Here is a 21393-nt window from a genome sequence, read left to right as displayed (position 1 = left end):
GCGGGCCGCCGGAGCTGGGGGTCGGTCGCTTCTACAGCGCCGGGTGGAGGGCGAAGACGCGGGCCGGGAAGCCCGAACCGCCTTGCGGCTTGGGCCAGGTGGCGACGATCAGGGCGCCGGTCTCCGGCACCTGGTCGAGGTTGGCCATCAGTTCGATCTGCCAGCGGTCGCGCTCCAGGACGTACAGCTCCAGGCCGAAGTCCCCGGCGGAGGTGGCGAGTCCGGGGTCGGTGTCGGTCTGCTCGTGCCCGATCGCGGTGACGCCGGCCTCCTCGAAGAGGTACCGGAGGACCTCCGCCGACCAGCCCGGGTAGTGGCTGACGCCGGCCGCGTCCTTGTTGGCCATCGCGTCCGGGTCGGGCCAGCGGCGCCCCCAGCCGGTGCGCAGGGCGACGAACGCCCCTTGCGGGACACGGCCGTTGCGCTCCTCCCAGGCTCGGACGTCGTCCAGGGTGGGTACGGCGTCCGGGTCGGCGTCGACGCGTGCGGTGATGTCGAGGACGACGAGCGGGAGGATCATCTCGTCGACCGGGATCTCGTCGAGCGTCCTGGCGCCGGCGACGAAGTGCACGGGCGGGTCGACGTGGGTGCCCCACTGGCCGACGATCGTGTGGAGGTGGACGGTGAAGCCGTCGCCGCGCGCCATGTCGAAGAGCGTCTCGCGCTTCTCGTCCGGGAAGGCCGGGAAGTGCGGCTGGCCGGGGTGGAAGGCGTGGGTGAGGTCGGTGCGGACCGTCTTCTCGGTCAGTTCGCGGTGCAGGGCCCACAGGGGCGGTTCGGTGGTCATGCGTCCTCTTTCAAAGGGTGGTGAGCAGGCGGACGAGGTCGGCGGGCGCGGCGACGGAGGCCACCGCGCCGGCTCCCTCGGCGGGGCCGCCGTACCCCCACCGGACGTGGACGGCGGGGATCTCCTCGGCGGCGGCGCTCTCGACGTCGTAGGCGCGGTCGCCGACCATCAGCGGGCGGGTGACGTCGGCGCCCCGCTGCCGCAGCCGGGCCAGGCATTCGCGGATGACCAGGCGTTTGCTGGTGCGGCCCGCCGCGTCGGACACTCCGCACACGGTCAGCAGCCGGGTGTCGAGGCCGAAGCGGCGGGCCATCGACTGGGCCTGGTCCTCGACCTTGGAGGTCGCGACGCCCATCGGGAGCCCGGCTGCGGCGAGCTCGTCGAGCATCTCGGGGACGCCGGCGTACGGGGTGGCGGCGTAGGTGCCCTCGCGGGCGTACGCGGCGCGGTAGACGCTGAGGGCGGTGCGGGCGGTCGGCTCGTCGAGGCCGACGGCCTCGCGGAACGTGTCGTACATCGGGGGTCCGACGAAGCCGTGCAGGACGGCCGCGTCCGGGACCTCGGCGCCGACCGCGCGCAGCGCCTCGGCCGCGCTCGCGGTCACCCCGGGGGCCGAGTCGAGGAGGGTGCCGTCGAGGTCGAGGAGGAGACAGGTCGCCCTCACGCGTCCGCCCGGCGGCCGTACCGCAGCCAGTGGTAGAGGTAGCAGCCCGCGACGAACGGCACCCCGAAGTACAGGGCCGTCGCCTGCGCCGGGTCGCTCGCGATCCCGATGAGCGAGCCGAGGCAGAGGGCGAAGGCGAGGACGGGGACGACGGGGTAGAACGGCGTCCGGTAGGCGAGGGTGCGGATGTCGCCGCCGCCGCGCACGAACGCCCTGCGGTGCATGAACTGCGAGGCCACGATGGACATCCACACCCCGACGGCCGCGAACCCGGCGATCGACACCAGCACCAGGTACACCGTCTCCGGCGCCGCCACGCTGCTCGCCAGCGACGCGAGCCCGCCGAGCATGCTCACCGCCAGCGCGGTCAGCGGGATACCCCGCCGGCTCAGCCTGCGCAGCGCCTGCGGCGCCTGCTTCTCCTCCGCCAGCGAGAACAGCATCCGCGCGCACGAGTAGAGGCCGCTGTTGCCCGCCGACAGCAGCGCCGTGATGATCACGAAGTTCATGACGTCCGCCGCGTACGGAATCCCGATCGACGAGAAGACGGTGACGAAGGGGCTCTCGTCGAGCCCGACCTTGTCGTACGGGATGGTCGCGGCGATGACCGTGATGGCGCCGACGAAGAAGACGAGGAGGCGGACGACGGTGACGCGCAGGGCCTTCGGGACGGCCTTGGCGGGGTCCTCGGTCTCGCCCGCCGCGACGCCGATCAGCTCGGAGCCGGAGAACGCGTAGAACGCGGCGAGGACGGTGACGAGGACTCCGGAGAAGCCGTTCGGGAAGAGGCCGTCCGGGGTGTGGAAGTTCTCCAGCAGGAAGGGGTGGGAGCCTGCCGGGGCCATCGGGTGGAAGCCGAACAGGGCGGCGCCGCCGAGCAGGATGAGGGCGACCACGGCGACGACCTTGACCAGCGAGAACCAGTACTCGGTCTCGCCGAAGACCCGGGCGGAGAACGCGTTCACGCCGAAGACGACCGCCGCGAAGACGACGCACCACACCCACACGCCGACGCCCGGGAACCAGCGCTGCATCAGCAGCCCGCACGCGGTGAACTCCGAGCCGAGCGCCACCGCCCAGGTCAGCCAGTACAGCCACGCCGTCGCGAAGCCGGTCGCGGGGCCGATGGAGCGGCACGCGTACACGTGGAAGGCGCCGGAGACCGGGTAGGTGACGGCGAGTTCCCCGAGGCAGGTCATGACCAGCCAGACGACGAACGCGCCGACGAGGTAGGCGAGGACCGCGCCGAGGGGGCCTGCCTGGGAGACGGTGTAGCCGGAGCTGAGGAACAGCCCCGAGCCGATGACGCCGCCCATCGCGATCATCACGAGGTGCCGGGACCGCATGGTGCGGCGCAGGCCGCCGGGGGACGGGGGTTCGAGACTGCCGGCGGACGTCGGCTGGTCCGGGGTGGTCGAGACTGACATGGCGGAGTCCTCTGGGGAGGCGGACGGGGGAGGTGGGGGGAGCAGTGGGGCATGGCGGGGGTGGGGCCGCTTTCGGGGTGTCGCGCGGGGTGGTGGGCGCGGGGTGGGTGGGGTGCGGGGGTGCCGGGGTGGGGCTGGGGATGAGGTGGGGCTGGGGATGGGGCGGCGGGGTGCGGGGTGTGGTGAGCGGGGTTGCGGCGGGGCTCGGCGGCGGGGGCCGGGGTGCCGTCGGGTGAGGGGACGGGGGTGGCGGCCGGGGGTGGTGCCGGGGCGGGGTCTGGCGCCGAGGGCTGCGGTGGGCGGCCGGGACCGGGCGGGCGACGAGACGTGGTGGGCCGTCGGGGGCCGGGACCGGGGGCCGGGACCGGGGGCCGGGGGTGTGCGGGTCCTCACCGGCCGGGCCGGGGGGTGTGCGGGTCTCGCGGGCGGGCCGTGCGCTGCCGGGAGGGCGGGTCTCGCCGTCGCCGGTCAGGCTCGGGAGACGAGGTCCAGGGGGGCGGAGAGTTCGAGGACCGGGATCTCCCAGGGGTGGGCCGCGACGAGGCGGGCGAGGACCGGGGCGAGGGCGTCGTCGTCGAGAGTGCCGTCGACGTACGTCGTGACGGCGAGGGTCGTGGACAGGAAGCGTCCGCCGACCGTGCCGAGGCTGGGCCGGGCGCCGGGGCGGACGGTGAAGCCCTCGGCGCCGAACGCCACCTCGAAGACGTCGCCGTAGACGCCGAAGTCCCCGAGTTCCGGTGTGCTCTCCAGGACGCGCAGCAGCGCGGCGAACGAGTCGTCGCGGCGCAGGGCGTCGAGGTCGCCCGCCGAGGCGGCGGTGAGGGTCTCCTCGGCGACCGGCCAGTACACCTTGATCGTCCGGACCCGTCGGCGGGTCACCGGCACCCGGTCGACGGTGGTCGGCGGCGCTGTCATGGCCATACGCATCGTGCCCCTTGTTCCGTTTCGCCGACCTTCGGTGGTGGCGTCCGTTGCGAGGATGCTAGAGCGTGCATTAAATGCACGGCAAGATGTAAATGCTGCACGATTCTGGATCTTGAGGGGTGGTGACGGAGCGTGCCGGTACAGTGCGGACCGACGGAGCACGGGGACGGCACGGCGGAGGACCGGGTGGATTCCAGCGTGGCCAAGGGGCTGGACGCCCTGACGGCGCTCGCCGACGGCGCGGCCGTGTCCGTCGCCGACCTGGCCCGCCAGATGGGCCGCGACCGCAGCCAGCTCTCCCGGACGCTCACCGCGATGGCGTCGGAGCGGTTCGTGCGCCGCGAGGAGACCGACGGCACCGTCGGCCCGCACTGGAAGCTGTACGCGACGGCCCGTGAACTCACCGCCCACCGTCTGCGCACCGACGGGCTCACGGCGCTGGAGGGGATGGCCGCCGAGACGGGCGAGAGCTGCTACCTGGGCGTCCTCGCCGGGGACACGACGGTGACGGTCGCCGAGCGCGTACCCCCCGGCAGCCGTCAGCTCGGCTCCTGGATCGGGCGCCCGTACCCGGCCTATTGCAGCGACTGCGGCCAGGCGCTGCTCTCCGACGCGGACGACGACGAGGTGACCGCCGTCTTCGCCCGCACGGAGTTCGTCCGCCACGGCCCCAACACCCCCACCGACCTGGCCGACTTCCTCGACCGGCTCGCCCTCACCCGCCGGCGCGGCTACTCCGTCGTCGACGAGGAGGCCGAGCCCGGCCTCTACTCCGTCGCCGTACCCGTCCGCGACTTCACCGACGAGATCGTCGCGGCCGTCCAGGTCGTGGGCCCCCGCAGGCGCCTGGAACCGAGACGCGAGGAGTGCGTGGCGGCCGCGCTGCGGTGGGGGAGGTGGCTGGAGGGGGCGTTGCGGGGGGTGTGAGGCGGCGCCTGGGGCGCGAGCCGGTAGCCGGGGCGCGAGCTGGCGCCAGGGGGCGCGAGCCGACATGCGGGGCGCGAGCCGGTGCTGGGGCGTGAGCACGGTGCCGGGAGGGCGCGAGCCGATATCCCGGGGGGCATCAGCCGGTGCCGGGCGGCGCGAGCCGGTGCCAGGGGGGCCAGCCGGCATTCGGAGCGCGAGCCGGTGCCGGGCGTGAGCACGGCGCCAGGAAGGCGTGAGCCGACATCCCGGGGGGCATCAGCCGGTGCCGGGCGGCGCGAGCCTGAGTCAGGGGGCGAGCCGACGTCCCGTGGCATGAGCCCGTGCCGGGCGGCGCGAGCCGGTGTCGGGGAGGGCGTGAGCTGCGATTCGTCCCCGGTCGGCGCCGCCGCGCCTCGTCCCCGGCCGGCGCCGCCGCACCCCCTCACCCCCGTGTCACAACCGCCTCTCCCACGTCTGCCCCACCAGATCGTGCCCGAAGCTGTGGTGGGGTTCCTCCGCGACCAGTTCGAACCCCTGCTTCCGGTAGATGTGCCGCGCGGAGTCGAGGATGTCGTTGGTCCACAGGGTGATCGCCGCGTACCCGGCGTCCCGCGCGTACGCCAGGCACTCCCCGACCAGCCGGGCCCCCAGCCCCAGCCCGCGCGCCCGGGGATCGACGAGCAGGAGACGCAGCTTCGCCGTACGGTCGTCCGCGCGGACGCAGAAGACGCAGCCGGCCCGCTCCCCGTCGACCTCCGCGATCCACGCGGCCCGCTCCCGCGAGTCCTCGGCGTAGTCGGCGACGATCCTCGCGACGAACCCCTCGAAGCTCACGTCCCACCCGAACTCCCGCGTGTACAGCTCCCCGTGGGCCATCACGACCCACCCCAGATCCCCGGGCCGCCCCAGCGGCCGGACCACCACCTCACGCTCCGCCGTCACCCTGCGCCTCCCACCGGCCGAACCCACTGAAACGACTGTTTCAGTAGACTATTCCGGTGACCGAACCCGAGGCAAACCCCTCCGCGCCCGAGGCACCCCCCTCGGCCCGCCGCCAGGAACTCCTGGAGGCGGCCTACGCGTACGCCCTGCGCGACGGCCTGACCGGCCTCTCCCTGCGCCCCCTCGCGGAGGCGATCGGCTCCAGCCCCCGCGTCCTGCTCTACCTCTTCGGCAGCAAGGACGGCCTGATCCGCGCCCTGCTCGCACGGGCCAGGGCGGAGGAGCTGGCCCACATCGACCACCTCACCCGGCACGCCCCCGGCGATCCGCGCGCCGTCGCCCTGGAGCTGTGGGCGTGGCTCTCGGCGGACACCCACCGCGGCCTGCTCACCCTCTGGCTGGAGAGCTACTCCCGCTCCCTCACCGAACCCGACGGCCCCTGGGCCGACTTCGCCCACGAGACGGTCACCGACTGGCTCACGCTCCTCGCCGGCGCCCAGCCCCCCACCGTCCGCGACACCACCCCCGCCCGCACCGAACGCACCCTCCTCCTCGCCGTCCTGCGCGGCGCCCTCCTGGACCTCCTGGCAACCGGCGACACCACCCGCACGACGGCGGCGGTCCATCGCCATCTGTCCGCCATGGCCTGACTCCGCACGGGCCCGCCGGTATTGACGGGCCGTCACCTCAGGAAGACGGCCCCCTGCGGCCGGCCGAGGACGCCCCACCGCTCACAGCAGTTCCGTCTGGTCACCGGAGTGGCGGGCGATGAAGGAGAGTCCCGCGATGGCCTGCCGGGCCAGTTCCATGGCGGTCTGGGCCGTGTCGGCGTGGGCCCGCGCCTGCGCGAGACGGGAGAAGCTGTTCTGGAGCCCGCCGAGCCGGGCGCCCGGCTTGCCGAGCACCGTCAGCGTCACCTCCGCCGGAAGGCCGGCGTCGACACCGGTCACCTCGACGAGCGTGCCGGACGAGGGGGCGCCCGCGAACCAGATCGCCTCGCAGCGTGCCGTCCGCCCCGGGTCCGCGAGTGTGGCCCGGACCCCGGGCAGGACGGTTTCGCCGAGCACCTGGCGCAGTTGGCACTCGATCATGTCGACGCCGGTGACGTCGGTCACCATGTTCCAGAGCTCGTCACCCCCCGTGCGCAAGTGCGTCTCGATGACCCGGGGCCCTGCGGGCGTCAGGATGATCTCGGTGTGGGTCGGACCGAACTCCACGTCGAGCGCGTCGAGCATCGCGAGGACGTGCCGCTCGACGGCCGCCCTCTGCGCCTCCTCCAGCGGGGCCGGCATCACATGCCCCAACTCGACCAGGGAGACGGGGTCGGAGTACTTGCGGGTGATGGCCAGAACCACGTGTTCCCCCTTCTCCGAGAAGGCTTCCACGCTGTACTGGTCCCCCGTCAGGAACTCCTCGGCCGTGACCCGCGAGCCGGTGCCGACCCCACTGGCCCGCAGGAACGCGGCCTCGGCCTCCTGCGGCGCCCGCAGGACGGAGACCCCTTTGCTCGCGGCCCCGTCGACGGGCTTCACCACACAGGGGTAGCCGTGCTCGGCGGCGAACTCCTTCAGCGCGTCGACGCTGCCGACGACGCGGGACGCCGTGTCCTCGACGCCCGCCGCGGCGAGACGACGGCGCATCGCGTGTTTGTCCCCGACGAGTTCGACGCGTTCCGGGCTGTGGGTCTCCAGGCCCAGCTCCTGCGCCACCAGGGCCGCCTGACGGCGGCAGTCGTCGTAGAAGGAACCGATCCGGGTCACCGGGTGGAGCGCGTGGACGGCGTGGGCCAGGGCCAGCCACTCGCTGTCGGGGGCGTCGGGCCGCAGGACGACGACGCGGGCGTGCCCCTCCGGGTCGTCCAGCTTCTCCAGGTGTTCGGGCCAGCACATCACCGACGTGACCACGCCCTCACCCGAGTCCCGCATCCGTTGGGGGATGTCGTACCCGACGCCGAAGACCAGGACGTGCTCAGACACGGCGAACTCCTTGCCGAAGAAGGGTCGAAGAAGAGAGGTGGGGGCGTCAGCCGAGTGCCGCCGCGGCTGAGGGGTCATGGGCGCGAGGGCGGGCGCAGGGCATGACCGTGATGCCTTTGAGATCTTCGCCAGGGAGGCCGACGGTGTCAAGAAACCCCTCTGGCCGTGGGGAGTTACCGCACATACTCTTTCACGAGCCGGGGGATCTTGGAGTGCGCTGCGGGCCGGACGAGCCGAATCAGGCCGCGCGCACGGGTCGTCCGGCCTTCCCTGCCCCCCACTTGTCGCCGCGGCCGTGCCTTCACCGGTGTCACCCGCGCGCGCACCAAGGAGCGCCGTGCTCAAAGGACTGATCCCGCCCCCCGGCCCGCCCCGGGTCCTCGCCCTCGCCCAACTGGTCTGCCGGACCGGCGACGGGGCCTACTACATCTGTTCCGCCCTCTTCTTCACCCGCGTCGTGGGGATCTCCCCGGTGAAGATGGGCCTCGGTCTGACCATCGCCTGGTCGCTCGCGCTCGTGCTGAGCGTGCCGCTGGGCCATCTCGCCGACCGCCGGGGACCGCGTGTCATGGCGGTCGTGCTGTTCGTCTGCGCGGGCCTGGCGATCTCCTCGTACCTGTTCGTGTCCTCGTTCACCCTGTTCCTGGCCGGTGCCTGCGCGTACGCGGTGTCGCAGCGCGGCGGTTCGGCCGCCCAGCAGGCGCTGCTGGCCGGGCTGGCCCCCGAGGGGCGGGTCACCGAGATCCGCGCGTACGTCCAGTCCAGCTACAACGCCGGGCTGGCCATGGGGTCCGCGCTCGGCGGCGTGGCCCTGCTGGTGGACCGGCGCGAGGCGTACTACGCGGTCTTCGCGCTCAACGCGCTGGCGTTCTTCTGCGCCGCGTTCGTCCTCAGCCGGGTGCCCGAGGTGCCGCCGAGGCCGGTGGCACCGGAGGCGGCACAGGGTGAGACGTCCGTGCTCAAGGACCGGCCGTACGTCGTCGTCACCGCGCTGAACACGCTGTTGCTGCTGCACATCCCGCTGGTGGACATCGCCCTGCCGCTGTGGATCAGCGAGCACACGGCGGCGCCCGTGTGGCTGCTGTCGCTGATGTTCATGCTCAACACCGTGTCCGTGGTGCTCTTCCAGGTACGGGTCTCCCGAGGGGTGACCGGACTGGCCAGCGCGAGCCGCTATCTCTTCGTGGGCAGCTCCCTGCTGGGGCTGGGCTGTGTGGTCTTCGCCCTGACCAGCGTGGGGAGTTCGGCCTGGGTGGCGGGTGTCGTCCTGCTGGTCGCGGTGGCGATCCAGGCACTGGGCGAGATGATGCAGGCGGCGGGGGCCTGGGAGGTCAGCTTCGGTCTCGCGCCGGACGGGAAGCACGGCCAGTACCAGGCGTTCTTCGGGAACGGCACCACGGTCGCGGAGATGGTCGGGCCACTGCTCCTGACCGGTCTAATCGTCTACTGGGGGGCTCCCGGCTGGATACTCCTGGGCGTCCTGTTCGTCGTCGTGTCGGCGGTCATGGGCCCGGTCGTCCGGTGGGGCGAACGCTCCCGGGTCGTCACACCGCCCGCCCCTCACGTGTGACCTATGTCACCATCACGTAGCGTGCAGGTAACGCCACCGTATCGATGCGAAGTGTCCAGAATTCAGAGGTGACTCCGCGTCGGCTAGCATCACTTTCCTGCCAGCTGGCCAGAAAGAGCCGAGGGCGCGCTCTTCACCTTCGCAGAGCACCGTGCAAATATTCTGAAAGCCGAGCAGGGTCGAATCATCGATCGAACTGCCGCTTCACACCCGCTTCACACACTGTTCGCCGAACGGTGCGTCTGCGGGTCGAATGCAAAAGCCGAGCCAGGGGGATACGGCAAAGGTGTCCACATCCATATATCGCGTCGTCGTCAATAACGAAGAGCAGTACTCCATCTGGCCGGCTCACAGAGGGCTGCCGGCGGGATGGACTCCTGAGGGGTTCGAAGGAAGCCGACCCGAGTGTCTGGCGCGCATCGACCAGGTGTGGACGGACATGCGTCCCGCCTCGATCCGCCCTTCGCTGGATGCCGCCCGACCCTGACCGGGTCCCGCCGGACGGTACCGACCCTTCCGCCGACAGCCGACGATCTCGGCGCGGCGGCCCTCACGCACGGAAGTGACACCCCATGAACACCAGTGCGGTACGGCACCTCATCTCCACCCACGACCTGACCGACGGCGAGCTGACCTCGCTCGTCGAGCGCGGGGCCGAGTTCTCCTCGTCCGCCCTGCGCGGCGGTGACCAGCTGTCCGGGCTGATCGCCGGCATCCACTTCCTCAAGACCTCCACCCGCACCCGTACGTCGTTCTCCGCGGCGGCGCTGCGCCTCGGCGCGCAGATCGTGTCCTTCGGGCCCGGCGACCTCCAGACCAACACCGGCGAAACCCTCGAGGACACCGCCGAGGTCCTGTCCAGGATGCTGGACCTGCTCGTCGTACGGACCGCCGGCGACCCCGCCGACCTGCGCGTTCTGGCCGGTCAGCGGCGTATGGCCGTGATCAACGCGATGACCGCCGACGAACACCCCACCCAGGCCGTCGCCGACCTCGTCACCCTGCTGCGCCGCTTCGGGCGGATCGAGGGGCTGCGCGTCTGCTACGTCGGCGAGGGCAACAACACGGCGGCGGCGCTGGCCCTGACCCTGAGCCGGTTCAAGGGCGTCCACCTGGAACTGCGCACCCCGCCCGGCTACGGGCTCGACGCCACCGTGCTGCGGGACGCGACGGCCAACGCCTCCGTCATCGGGGCCACCGTGACCGAGCACCACACCATGGACGGCGCCGCCGACGGGTTCGACGTGATCTACACGACCCGCTGGCAGACGACGGGCACGGACAAGCCCGACCCCGGCTGGCGGACCGTCTTCGCGCCGTTCCAGGTCACGTCCGCGCTCTGGGACAGGAGCCCGAACGCCGTCTTCCTGCACGACCTGCCCGCGCACCGCGGCGAGGACGTGAGCGCCGAGGTCCTCGACGGGCCGTACAGCCTGGCCTTCGACCAGGCCGAGAACAAGATGTACGCCGCGATGGCCGTACTGGAGTGGTGCGCCGGCCGGCGCTGACCCCACCCCTTCTTCTCTTCCTCTCACCTTTTTCTCTTCCCTTTCCGGGACGCCCACAGGAATACGAGAGACGTTCTCGCGACGCGCCCGAACATTTCGGGACGGCGCCTGTCAGGCGTGCGCCAAAAAAATCGCACGGGGGAAATTTCATTGCGCATCGAATCACTGACGCTGCCGCGCATGCTCGAAAGTCAGGCGGCGAAGACTCCGGAAGCAAACGCAGTCGTATACGGTTCAACCGTTCTGACGTACCGGGAACTCAACGCACGTGCCAACCGGCTGGCCCGCCTGCTGATCTCCCGCGGGGCCCGCCCCGAGGAGCGCGTGGCCCTCGTCCTGCCCCGTTCGGCCCGGACAGTGGTCGCGATCCTGGGGGTCGCCAAGTCGGGGGCCGCCTGGGTACCCGTCGACCCCGAGTACCCCAGGTCGCGGATCACCGCGCTGCTGGACTCCGCTCGGCCGCTGCTGGTGCTGTGCGTCCGCGAGACCGCCGGCCGGCTGCCGGACGGCGCCCGCGCGCTCGTCCTCGACGAGAGCGGCACCGCCGACGCGCTCGCCGGGTTCGCCGACGACGACGTGACCGACGAGGAGCGCGCCGTCCCGCTCCTCGTGGACCACGCCGCGTACGTCATCCACACCTCCGGCTCGACGGGAGCGCCCAAGGGGGTCGTCGTACCGCACCGCGGTCTGGCCGCCCTCGCCGCCGACCACATCGGGCGGTTCGGCATCCGGCCGGGAGACGGCGTCCTCCAGTTCGCCTCGTTCAACTTCGACTGCTCGGTGGGCGACCTGGTGATGGCCCTCGGCTCCGGGGCGGCCCTCGTCGTGCGCCCTGCGGACTGCCTGTCCGGGCACCAGCTCGGCGAGCTGATCAGGCGGGCCCGCGTCACCCACACGACCGTCCCGCCCCAGGTCCTCGCCGCCCTGCCGCACGCCGACCACCCGTCCCTGCGGTCGATAGCCACCGCGGGCGACGTGCTCCCCGCCGACCTGGTCTCCCTGTGGGCGCCCGGCCGCCGGATGTTCAACGCCTACGGGCCGACCGAGGCCACCGTGGACGCCCTCGTGACGGAGGTCGTCCCGGGGCCGTCCGCCCCGCCCATCGGCAAACCCGTGCTGAACACCCGCGTGTACGTCCTGGACGCCGCTCTGGACCCGGTGCCGCCCGGCACCGAGGGTGAGCTGTTCATCGCCGGGGACGGACTGGCCCGGGGGTACCGGGGGCAGCCCGGGCTGACCGCCGACCGGTTCCTGCCCTGCCCGTTCGGCGGGCCGGGTGACCGCATGTACCGCACGGGGGACGTCGTACGCGAACGCCCGGACGGGAACCTGGAGTTCCTCGGGCGCGTCGACGAACAGGTCAAGATCCGCGGGTTCCGGATCGAGCCGGGCGAGATCGAGACGGTGCTGAACGGGCACCCGCACGTATCGGCCGCCCTGGTGACGGCCCGGGAGGACCGGCCGGGCGCCAAGCGTCTCGTCGCGTACGTCGTCCCGGCCGACGGCGCCGATCCGGACCCCGCGCAGGTGCGGCGGTACCTGGCGGAGCGGCTCCCCGGCCATCTGGTGCCGTCGGCCGTCGTCACGCTCGACGCGTTTCCCCTCAACGCCAACGGAAAGCTGGACCGGCGCGCGCTGCCGAGCCCCGACCTGTCGGCGCTGTCGTCCGGCCGGGCGCCCTCGACGCCCCGGGAGGAGGTCCTGTGCGCGCTGTTCGCCGAGGTCCTCGGGCTCGACGCGGTGGGGATCGACGACCGCTTCTTCGACCTGGGCGGGGACAGTGTCCTGGCCATCCGGCTCGCCGCGAACGCCCGCCGGGCGGGGTGGGCGCTGGAACCCGCCGACGTGTTCGCCCGGCAACGAGTGGTGGAGCTGGCGCCGTCGCTGGAGCCGGTCGCGGGGGACGGCGACCCGGACGACGCGGACGACGCGGAGGGGCCGCTGCCCCGGACCCCGGCCTCGGCCGGGGCGCTCGCCTCCTGGCAGTCCGCCGCGATAGAGATACCGGCCGGCCGGAGTCCGGAACTGCTCGCCCGTGCGCTCCAGGCGGTGGTCGACCACCACGGCGCCCTGAGGTCGCGGTGGGACATCGCGGAGGGGCACTGGGACGCGGCCGTCCTGCCGCCCGGCGCGGTCGACATGACGGCCGCCGTCGTCGCCGCGGGTGACGGCGTCCGTACGGCGATCGAGGACGCGGCGGCGGGGCTGGACCCGGCGAAGGCCGTGGTGCTGCGTGCCGTCTGGTGCGGCACCCCGCGGCGCCTCGCGCTGGTGGCCTCTCGTCTGGTCGTGGACCGCGTCTCCTGGGACGTGCTCCTCGCCGACCTGGAGACCGCCTGGGCGTCGCTCCAGGCCGGCGAACCCGTGACCCTGGCGCCCGCCGGCACGTCGTACCGGCACTGGGCCCGGCACCTGGCGGACGGCCACCAGGAGACCGAGCCGTACGGGGACGGGGCCGGCCTCCCGGCGCGGACACTGACGATCCGTCTCCCGCGCGAGGTGAGCGGCCCGCTGCTCACCTCCGTACCTGAGGCGTTCCGGGCCCTGCCCCGGGACATGGCGCTGACCGGACTCGCCCTGGCGGTCGCCGAACAGCGGGCCCGCCGCGGGCGGCGGGCGGACGGCGCCGTGGCCGTCGGCCTGGAGGACGACGGACGTACCGGGTCCGCGCCCGGTGCCGACCTCGCGCGCACGGTCGGGTCCCTCGCCCGTGTGCACCCGGCCGCCCTGGACGCGGGGCCCGCGCCCTGGGCCGAGGTGCGGGCCGGCGGCGACTGTGTGGGAGAGGCCGTCAAACGGGTCAAGGAACAGGTGCGCTCGGCCCGCGGCGGGCCGCCCCTGCCCGCCGCGGACAGCGCGCCCCGGATCGGCTTCCGGCACCACGACGCGCCGCTTCCCGCCGAGTTCGGCGGGGACCTCATGACCCCGGGCCACGCGCTCGACATCGGCTCGGCCCTGTCCGGCCCGCCCGACGCCCGGCAGCTCGCCACCACCTGGACCTGGCTGCCGGACCGGATCGCCACGCACGCCGTCGAAGAACTGGCCGTGCTGTGGACCGAGGCGATGGAGGGCGTCGCGGCCCACGGCACACGCCCCGGCGCGGGCGGACGCACGCCTTCCGACCTGTCCCTGCTCTCCCTGAGCCAGGACGAAATCGACGACCTTGTGAGTGAGTGGGAATGAGCGAGAGCCCCGGCCTGACCGACATCCTGCCCCTGTCGCCGCTCCAGGAGGGAATGCTCTTCCATTCCCTGTACGACGAGCAGGGCATCGATGTGTACATGCCGCAGATGGTCATCGAGCTCGAAGGCGACGTCGACGCCGGTGTGCTGCGTGACTCCGTCGCGGCCCTGTTCGCCCGCCACGACAATCTGCGCGCCTGTTTCCGCACCCGCACCCGGCGCGGTGCCCCCGTCCAGGTGATCCCGGACCGCGTGGACGTGCTGCTCGGCGAGTACGACCTGACGCCGCTCCCCGACGCCGAGCGGGCCGGCGAGATCGCCCGCCTGATGCGTGCGGACCAGGCGCGGCGGTTCGACCTGGCGCGCCCGCCCCTGCTGCGGTTCATGCTGATCCGCCACGCCGAGCGCGCCTGGCGCCTGGTGATGACGCACCATCACATCCTGCTCGACGGCTGGTCGATCCCCGTGCTCATCGGTGAGCTGCTCACGCTGTACCGCCAGGGCGGCGACAGCGCCGGGCTGCCTGCGGTGGCCCCGTACAAGGACTACCTGGCGTGGCTGGCCGGACGGGACTGGGAGGTGGCCCGCAGCGCCTGGCGGCACTCCCTCGCCGGCGTGGACGAGCCCACGCTCGTGGCCCCCGGGAACGCGGGCCGGCCCCCGACGCTGCCCGACACGCTCGAAGCCGCCCTCGACGAGAGGACGACCGCCGAGCTCACCGCGCGGATTCGCCGTCACGGCCTCACGCTCAACACGGTCGTCCAGGGCGCCTGGGCGCTGGCCCTGGCCCGTCTCACGGGCCGTGACGACATCGTCTTCGGCGTCACCGTCTCCGGGCGGCCCTCCGAGGTCGACGGTGTCGAGCGGATGATCGGCCTGCTGATCAACACCGTTCCGGCGCGCCTGCGGATCAGGCCCGAGGCGACCCTCGCCGAACTGCTCGACGGGCTCCAGCAGGAGCAGGGGCGGCTGCTGCCGCACCAGAACCTCGGCCTCACCGAGATCCGGCAACAGGCCGGCGCGGGAGCCCTGTTCGACACCTTGATGGTGTTCCAGAACTACCCGACCGCCCCCAGCGCCGAGCGGCGCACGGCCGGGGACGTCCGGCTCGTCGACTCCTACAGCGTCGACGCGACCCACTACCCGCTCGGTCTGACCGTCTTCCCCGGCGACACGCTGCGGCTGTGCCTCGACCACCAGCCCGACGCCGTGAACCGCGACACGGCCGAACGGCTCCTCGGCTGGCTCGTACGGATCGTCGAGGCGGTCGCCGCCGATCCGCTGCGGCCCCTGTCCGACGTCGAGGTCCTGGACCCCGCCGAACGGGAACTGCTCCTCGGCACGGGGCACGGCCGCGTCCAGGACGTGCCCGCGCTCACCCTGCCCGACCTGTTCGAGGCCCAGGCCGCCCGGACGCCCGACGCGGTGGCCGTCGCCGCGGACGGCGGGCGGCTCACCTTCGCCGAGCTGAACGCGGCGGCGAACCGGCTCGCCCGCACCCTGATCGGCCGGGGTGCCGGTCCGGAGCGCCTGGTGGGGATAGCCCTGCCCAGGACGGCCGACCTGGTGGTCGCGGTCCTGGCCGTTCTCAAGTCGGGCGCCGCCTATGTGCCGATCGACACCGACTACCCGGCGGCGCGCGTCACCCAGCTGGTCACGGACGCCGCGCCGGCGCTGGTCGTGACCACCGGTGACCTGCGAGCGGTCCTGCCCGAGGGCACTCCCGTGCTCCTCCTGGACACCGACCCGGCCGCGGAACAGCCCGCGACGGACGTCGGCGACGACGAACGCGCCACCGCGCTCGCTCCGGACCACGCCGCCTACGTCATCTACACGTCCGGTTCGACGGGTGTGCCCAAGGGCGTGGTGATCGCGCACCGGAGCGCCGTCAACCTCTTCCACGACCATCGCGCCGAGCTGTACCGGCCGCAGACGGCACGGGTGTCGGCGGACCGGTTCCGGGTGGCTCTGGCGGCCTCGATCTCCTTCGACGCCTCCGTCGCCGGTCTGCTGTGGCTGCTCGACGGCCACGAGCTGCACCTCCTCGACGACGAGTGCCGTCATGATCCGGCCGCGTTCGTGGCGTACGCGACGGCGGCCCGTCTCGACGTGGTCGACGTCACGCCCTCCTTCGCCGAGCAGCTCGTCGAGGCCGGGCTGCTCACCCGGGCCCGCCCCGCCCTCCTCGTGGTGGGCGGGGAGCCGATGCCGGCGTCGCTGCCGGCCGAGCTGGCCGGCGCGCCCGACACGGTGGCGTACAACTTCTACGGCCCCACCGAGTACACGGTCGACGCCACGTCGCACCAGGTCGGCGCCGGCCGGGAACAGGTCATCGGCCGTCCGGTGTGGAACACCCGCGCCCACGTCCTGGACCCGGACCTCTCGCTCACCCCGGTCGGCACTGTCGGTGAACTCTTCCTGACGGGCGCCCAGACGGCCCGCGGCTACCTGGGCAGGCCCGGGCTGACGGCCGACAGGTTCCTCCCCTGCCCCTACGGCGCCCCCGGCGAACGCATGTACCGCACCGGCGACCTCGTACGCCGGCTGCCGGACGGGAACCTCGTGTACGTGGGCCGCGCCGACGACCAGGTGAAGGTGCGGGGCTTCCGGGTCGAGCTCGGCGAGATCGAGTCCGTGGTCCGGCAGCACCCCGCCGTCGACCGGGGCGTCGTGGTGGCCCGGGCGGACCGGCTGGGCAATCAGCAGCTCGTGGCCTACGTGGTGCCGTCCTCCGGTCCGGCCGCCCAGGGGCCCGAGGCGGACGACGCGACGGAGCGGCAGCTGGAGGAGTGGCTCCAGGTCCACGAGGCCATCGACACCGAACCCATCCCCTTCGGCGAGGACTTCGGCGGCTGGGACTCCAGCTACACCGGTGACCCGATCCCGCTCCCGGAGATGCGGCAGTGGCGCTCCGAGGTGATCCGGCGCATCGCGGAACACGACCCCGTACGGGTGCTGGAGATAGGGGTCGGTTCCGGTCTCGTCCTGGCCGAGCTGGTCGGCCGGGTCGAGGAGTACTGGGGCATCGACCTCTCCCCCACCGCGATCGCCCTGCTGGAGACGCACGTCCGTGAACAGGGCCTCACCGGCAAGGTGCGGCTGCGCAGCCAGCCGGCGCATGTCACGGACGGCCTCCCGGCCGGGTACTTCGACACCGTCGTCATCAACTCGGTGGTGCAGTACTTCCCCCACGGCGACTACCTCCGCCAGGTCGTCGAACAGGCCCTCGACCTGCTGGCGCCCGGCGGGCGCGTCTTCATCGGGGACGTGCGCCGGGCGAAGACCCTGCGGGCCTTCCACACCGCGATCCAGGCCGGCCGCACGGCGGACGGGCAGGACAGCGGCCGGCTGGCCGCCACCGTCGAACGCGCTCTGCTCCTGGAACGCGAACTCGTCATCGACCCGGAGTTCTTCACCGGGCTCGCCGCCGAGTCCGGCGGCCGGATCTCCGGGGTCGACATCCGGCTCAAGAGGGGCGAGCCCCACAACGAACTGACCCGCCACCGTTACGAAGTGGTGCTGCACAAGGGTCCCGCCTCCGCCGTGTCGTACGCCGGACTGCCCGAGGTGGCCTGGGACCAGGACACCGACCGGCTCGACGGCCTCGCCGGCCGGCTGGCCGGGTACGAGGGACCGGTGCGGGTCACCGGCATCCCCAACGCGCGCCTCGTCCCGGAGGTGTCCGCCGCCGACCGCCTCGCCGACGGGGCGCCGCTCGACCAGGTCGAAGCCCTGCTGGAGCGGACCCCCGCCCACGCGGTCGACCCCGAGGCGGTGCACGCCTGGGGACGGGCCCACGGCCGCGGTGTCCTCACCACCTGGTCGCGTACGGCGGCGGACGCCTTCGACGCCGTCGTCCTGCCCACCCCCGGCGAGCCCTCGGCCCTGACCGACGTGTACGCCGCCCCGGCCGGCACCGCGTCCTGGCGGACCGCGGTCAACGACCCGGCCGGCGCCCGCCGCACGGGCGAACTCGCCGTGTCCGTCCGCCACCACGTGGGCAGCGTCCTGCCCGACCACATGGTGCCGAGCGCCGTCGTCGTCATGGACAGCCTGCCGGTGACACCCAACGGGAAGCTGGACCGCAGGGCGCTGCCCGCCCCCGACCTGTCCGCGGCGGCGTCGGACCGCCTGCCGCGCGACGAGCGGGAGGAGACGCTGTGCCGGCTCTTCGCCGAGGTCCTCGGCATCGAACGGGCCGGCATCGACGACAGCTTCTTCGACCTGGGCGGCAACTCCCTGCTCGCGATCCGGCTCGCGTCCCGGGTGCGCGCCGTGCTCGACGTGGAGCTGCCCGTCCGTGTGCTGTTCGAGGCGTCCACCGTCGAGGCCCTCGCCGCCCGGCTCGGCGCCGACGACCGCGAGGCCGGACTCGGGGTCCTGCTTCCACTGCGGCCCCGCGGCAGCCGTCCGCCGCTCTTCTGCATCCACCCGGCGGGCGGTCTCGCCTGGCCGTACGCCCGGCTGGTGCAACTGCTCGACGCGGAGCAGCCGGTCTACGGTGTCCAGGCCCACGGCATCACCCGGCCCGACCTGGCACCTCGCACGATCCAGGAGATGGCCGACAGCTACGTCGAGCACATCCGCACTGTTCAGCCCACCGGGCCCTACCACCTGCTGGGCTGGTCCTGGGGCGGTCGCATCGCCCACGAGGTCGCCGTCCGGCTGGGTGAACTCGGCCAGGAGACGGGGCTGCTGGCCCTGCTCGACTCCCGGCCCTCGACCCCGGACAGCGCCCTTCCCGGGGAGGAGGAGTTCGCCGAGTACATCCTCTACGAACTGGGACTGGACCGCGACGCGCTGCGAACGGACGACGGACCCCTCGGCATGGACCGGCTGCGCGGGCTGATCGCCGCCGCCGGTTCGCCGTCGGCGGCCCGGCCCGCCGTCTCCGGCTCGTCGTTGGCCGGCCTCGACGAAGCGGTGCTCAGGGCGATCTACGACGTCTACCGCAACGAGAACGGCATCGGCGCGCAGCCGCCGCGCGCCCCGTTCGACGGGGATGTGCTGTTCTTCACCGCCGGACGTGAACCCGGCGCGGCCTCCCTGGCCGGGCTGTGGGCACCGTTCGTCCGGGGCCGGGTGGACAACCACGAGGTCGACTGCGAACACCTGGCCATGGCCGGCCCCGAGCCCCTCTCCGAGATCGCGGCCGTCGTCGAGAAGCACCTCGGCGCCGTACGCCGCCCCTCGGACTCCCGCAGCTGACGCCGGCGGGCACCCCCTGTCCGGGGGTGCCCGCCGACCGGAAGGGCCTACTCCTCATGATCTTCGAAAGCGCCTCCGACGTCGTTCTCGACGACATCTTCCTGCGCCTGCCCGACTTCGTCCCCGACATCGACGTGCTCCTGAAGCTGGAGGGGCTGAACCCCGCCGGGTCGGTGAAGCTGAAGACCGCCGTGGCCCTGGTCGAGTCGGCCGAGGCCCACGGCACCCTCCGGCCGGGAGGCCGGCTGATCGAATCGTCCTCCGGCAACCTCGGCGTCGCGCTGTCCGTGGTGTGCGCCGCGCGCGGATACCGGCTGACCGTGGTGACCGACCCCAACGCGGCGCGCCAGGCGATCCGGGTCATGGAGAGCCTGGGCACCCATGTCGTCGAGGTCACCCACCGGGACACGCACGGCGGCTATCTGCGGACCCGGCTGGACCACATCCGCCAGTGCCTCGTCAGGGAACCGGAGCTGGTCTGGCTCAACCAGTACGCCAACCGGGCGAACGTCGCCGCGCACCGGGAGCGGACCGCGAAGTCCCTGCACCGGGAACTCGGCGACATCGACGCCCTGTTCGTCGGGGCGGGGACGACCGGGACCCTGATGGGCTGTGTCGAGTACTTCGCCGAGCACAGCCCCCGCACCCGGGTCATCGCGGTGGACGCGGCCGGCTCGGTCACGTTCGGCGGCGCCGCCGCGCCCCGCTTCATCCCGGGGCTCGGCACCAGCCGCCGGCCGGAGATCTTCGTGGACGGCGGCACGTTCGAGAAGGTCCTGGTCGAGGAGTCCGACACCATCGGCATGTGCCGGACGGTCGCCGCGCGGTACGGGCTGCTCATCGGCGGTTCGACCGGCACCGTCCTCGCCGCCGTGCGCCGGCTCGCCCCGGCGCTGCCGCCCGGCTGCCGGGTCGCCGCCATCTCCCCCGACCTGGGCGACAAGTACACGGACACCGTCTACTCCGACACCTGGGTCGCGGAGCGGTACACCAGAACGCCCGATCTGGCCGATCTCGGCCACGCCACCGCACGTTGACGCCCCGCGGGCACAGAACTCCCGAGAACAGAAAGAGAGAGCTACATGACGACCTTCTCCGTGGTCCCCGGCTCAGTGGTGTCCAGCATCCTCGCCACCTCCCACAAGGACGTCCTGCGCATCGTCGCCCAGTCCTACCTCGCCCACGAACAGGGGCAGTCGGTGAACCCCGACAGCTACTTCCTCCGCTTCCCGGAGAAACCCGACGCGCGGGTCATCGCACTGCCCTGCTACCTGGGCGGCGAGGTCGACACCATCGGCATGAAGTGGATCGCCAGCTTCCCCGGCAACGTCGAGCACGGTCTGCCCAGGGCCTCCGCCACCCTGCTCCTCAACGACTACGCGACGGGCTATCCGCTCGCCTGCCTCGAAGCGGCCGGCATCAGCGCGGCCCGTACGGCGGCGTCGGCGGCGGTCGCCGCCCGTGAACTCCTCCCCGGCACGGACGGGGCGAGTGTCGCGTTCATCGGCGCCGGGGTCATCGCCCGCACGATCCTCGACTATCTCCGGGCGAACGACGTCGCGATCACGGACGTCCTCGTCCACGACCTCGACGACACCAGCGCCGGCCATCTCACCCAGCACGCCTCCGAACGCCACGGCCTGCCGTCCGCCACGGGCACCCTGTCCGAGGCCCTGTCCCGGGACCTCGTCGTCTTCGCCACCACGGCGGCCACGCCCTACGTCCCCGCCGACCTCCCGCTGCGCCCCGGCCAGGTCCTCCTCAACATCTCCCTCCGTGACCTCGCCCCCGAGATCCTGCTGCGCAGCAACAACATCGTCGACGACGTCGACCACTGCCTGAAGGCGCAGACCTCACCCCACCTGACGGAACAGCTCACCGGGAGCCGCGACTTCGTCACCGGCACACTGGGGGCCCTCCTGGAAGGCAAGGTCACCCCGGACCCCGCGAGGCCCACCGTCTTCTCACCGTTCGGACTCGGCATCCTCGACCTCGCCGTGGGCCACCACGTCCTGCACAGCGCCAAGGCCCGCGGCGGCGTCGTGGAGATCCCCGACTTCATCGGAGAGACCGCACGCTGGTGACCCCACACAGGCCGGGACGACAGGATTTGAACCTGCGCCCCCTTGACCTCCAGGTCGATGGACCGGGGGAGAAATCGCGACACACGCCCCCATCTCAGGGCGCACAGCGTGTACTTACGTACCTGCCGTGCGCTCATCGACGTGGGCAGTGGTCCCCGAGGCAAAGCCACCTGGCCTCGGGCCACCGAGCCGTCTCCGGCCGCTGGGCGGAGACG

General features: G+C 72.7%; 15 protein-coding genes. 9 read left to right on the top strand and 6 right to left on the bottom strand.

Annotation, left to right across the window (positions count from 1 at the left end; translation table 11 throughout):
- Positions 1-31 precede the first annotated feature (31 nt).
- From ABZX85_RS08340 to ABZX85_RS08325, 4 genes are all read right to left on the bottom strand, one after another.
- On the bottom strand, positions 32-787 hold the full coding sequence (locus tag ABZX85_RS08340; RefSeq protein ID WP_355863729.1) for a cyclase family protein: 756 nt from the start codon (positions 785-787) through the stop codon (positions 32-34).
- Between the two features lie 10 nt (positions 788-797).
- A complete protein-coding gene (locus ABZX85_RS08335) occupies positions 798-1451 on the bottom strand; it encodes an HAD hydrolase-like protein (RefSeq protein ID WP_355863727.1) in 654 nt (217 codons plus the stop codon).
- The gene (locus ABZX85_RS08330) at positions 1448-2878 is read right to left on the bottom strand and encodes an amino acid permease (RefSeq protein ID WP_355863725.1); all 1431 of its coding nucleotides are present in this window, start codon (positions 2876-2878) and stop codon (positions 1448-1450) included. The genes ABZX85_RS08335 and ABZX85_RS08330 overlap by 4 nt, the downstream gene beginning before the upstream one ends.
- 468 nt (positions 2879-3346) lie before the next feature.
- Positions 3347-3799 (bottom strand): hypothetical protein, encoded by a 453-nt coding sequence (locus tag ABZX85_RS08325; RefSeq protein WP_355863723.1) that lies wholly within the window; start codon positions 3797-3799, stop codon positions 3347-3349.
- A gap of 189 nt (positions 3800-3988) precedes the next feature.
- On the opposite strand from ABZX85_RS08325, the gene ABZX85_RS08320 reads away from it, so the two are divergent.
- Complete coding sequence (locus tag ABZX85_RS08320; RefSeq protein WP_355863721.1) at positions 3989-4729, top strand: IclR family transcriptional regulator; 741 nt, start codon at positions 3989-3991, stop codon at positions 4727-4729.
- A 432-nt stretch (positions 4730-5161) separates the two neighbouring features.
- On the opposite strand, the gene ABZX85_RS08315 is transcribed toward ABZX85_RS08320, so the two are convergent.
- Complete coding sequence (locus ABZX85_RS08315) at positions 5162-5650, bottom strand: GNAT family N-acetyltransferase (protein WP_355863719.1); 489 nt, start codon at positions 5648-5650, stop codon at positions 5162-5164.
- A 56-nt stretch (positions 5651-5706) separates the two neighbouring features.
- Here ABZX85_RS08315 and ABZX85_RS08310 point away from each other — a divergent pair, with 56 nt between their 5' ends.
- Positions 5707-6300, top strand: coding sequence for a TetR family transcriptional regulator (locus ABZX85_RS08310; protein ID WP_355863717.1), 594 nt, complete (start codon positions 5707-5709; stop codon positions 6298-6300).
- An 81-nt stretch (positions 6301-6381) separates the two neighbouring features.
- Here the strand turns inward: ABZX85_RS08310 and ABZX85_RS08305 are convergent, their stop codons facing one another.
- Positions 6382-7626, bottom strand: coding sequence for an ATP-grasp domain-containing protein (locus ABZX85_RS08305; RefSeq protein WP_355863715.1), 1245 nt, complete (start codon positions 7624-7626; stop codon positions 6382-6384).
- A 337-nt stretch (positions 7627-7963) separates the two neighbouring features.
- Between ABZX85_RS08305 and ABZX85_RS08300 the strand changes: the two genes are divergently transcribed.
- The 7 genes from ABZX85_RS08300 (at position 7964) to sbnB (ending at position 21178) form a co-directional block, all read left to right on the top strand.
- The gene (locus ABZX85_RS08300) at positions 7964-9196 is read left to right on the top strand and encodes an MFS transporter (RefSeq protein ID WP_355863713.1); all 1233 of its coding nucleotides are present in this window, start codon (positions 7964-7966) and stop codon (positions 9194-9196) included.
- Positions 9197-9449: 253 nt separating this feature from the next.
- Entirely contained in the window at positions 9450-9683 is a 234-nt protein-coding gene (locus tag ABZX85_RS08295) for an MbtH family protein (RefSeq protein ID WP_355863711.1), read from the top strand.
- A gap of 85 nt (positions 9684-9768) precedes the next feature.
- Complete coding sequence (locus tag ABZX85_RS08290) at positions 9769-10704, top strand: ornithine carbamoyltransferase (RefSeq protein WP_355863709.1); 936 nt, start codon at positions 9769-9771, stop codon at positions 10702-10704.
- 180 nt (positions 10705-10884) lie between these two features.
- Positions 10885-13887 (top strand): amino acid adenylation domain-containing protein, encoded by a 3003-nt coding sequence (locus tag ABZX85_RS08285; RefSeq protein ID WP_355863707.1) that lies wholly within the window; start codon positions 10885-10887, stop codon positions 13885-13887.
- Positions 13884-19094, top strand: coding sequence for an amino acid adenylation domain-containing protein (locus tag ABZX85_RS08280; RefSeq protein ID WP_355863705.1), 5211 nt, complete (start codon positions 13884-13886; stop codon positions 19092-19094). Before ABZX85_RS08285 ends, ABZX85_RS08280 begins: the two co-directional genes overlap by 4 nt.
- A gap of 56 nt (positions 19095-19150) precedes the next feature.
- Positions 19151-20131, top strand: a complete 981-nt coding sequence (gene sbnA, locus ABZX85_RS08275) for a 2,3-diaminopropionate biosynthesis protein SbnA (protein ID WP_355863703.1) — start codon at positions 19151-19153, stop codon at positions 20129-20131.
- A 45-nt stretch (positions 20132-20176) separates the two neighbouring features.
- Positions 20177-21178 carry a 2,3-diaminopropionate biosynthesis protein SbnB gene (gene sbnB, locus ABZX85_RS08270; protein WP_355863702.1) on the top strand — a complete coding sequence of 334 codons (1002 nt, stop codon included), beginning with the start codon at positions 20177-20179 and terminating at the stop codon, positions 21176-21178.
- The last annotated feature ends 215 nt before the right edge of the window (positions 21179-21393 follow it).

It is taken from the genome of Streptomyces sp. NPDC004539, from assembly GCF_040610055.1.
GTDB lineage: Bacteria > Actinomycetota > Actinomycetes > Streptomycetales > Streptomycetaceae > Streptomyces.
This window is presented reverse-complemented; position numbering and strand designations above follow the sequence as displayed.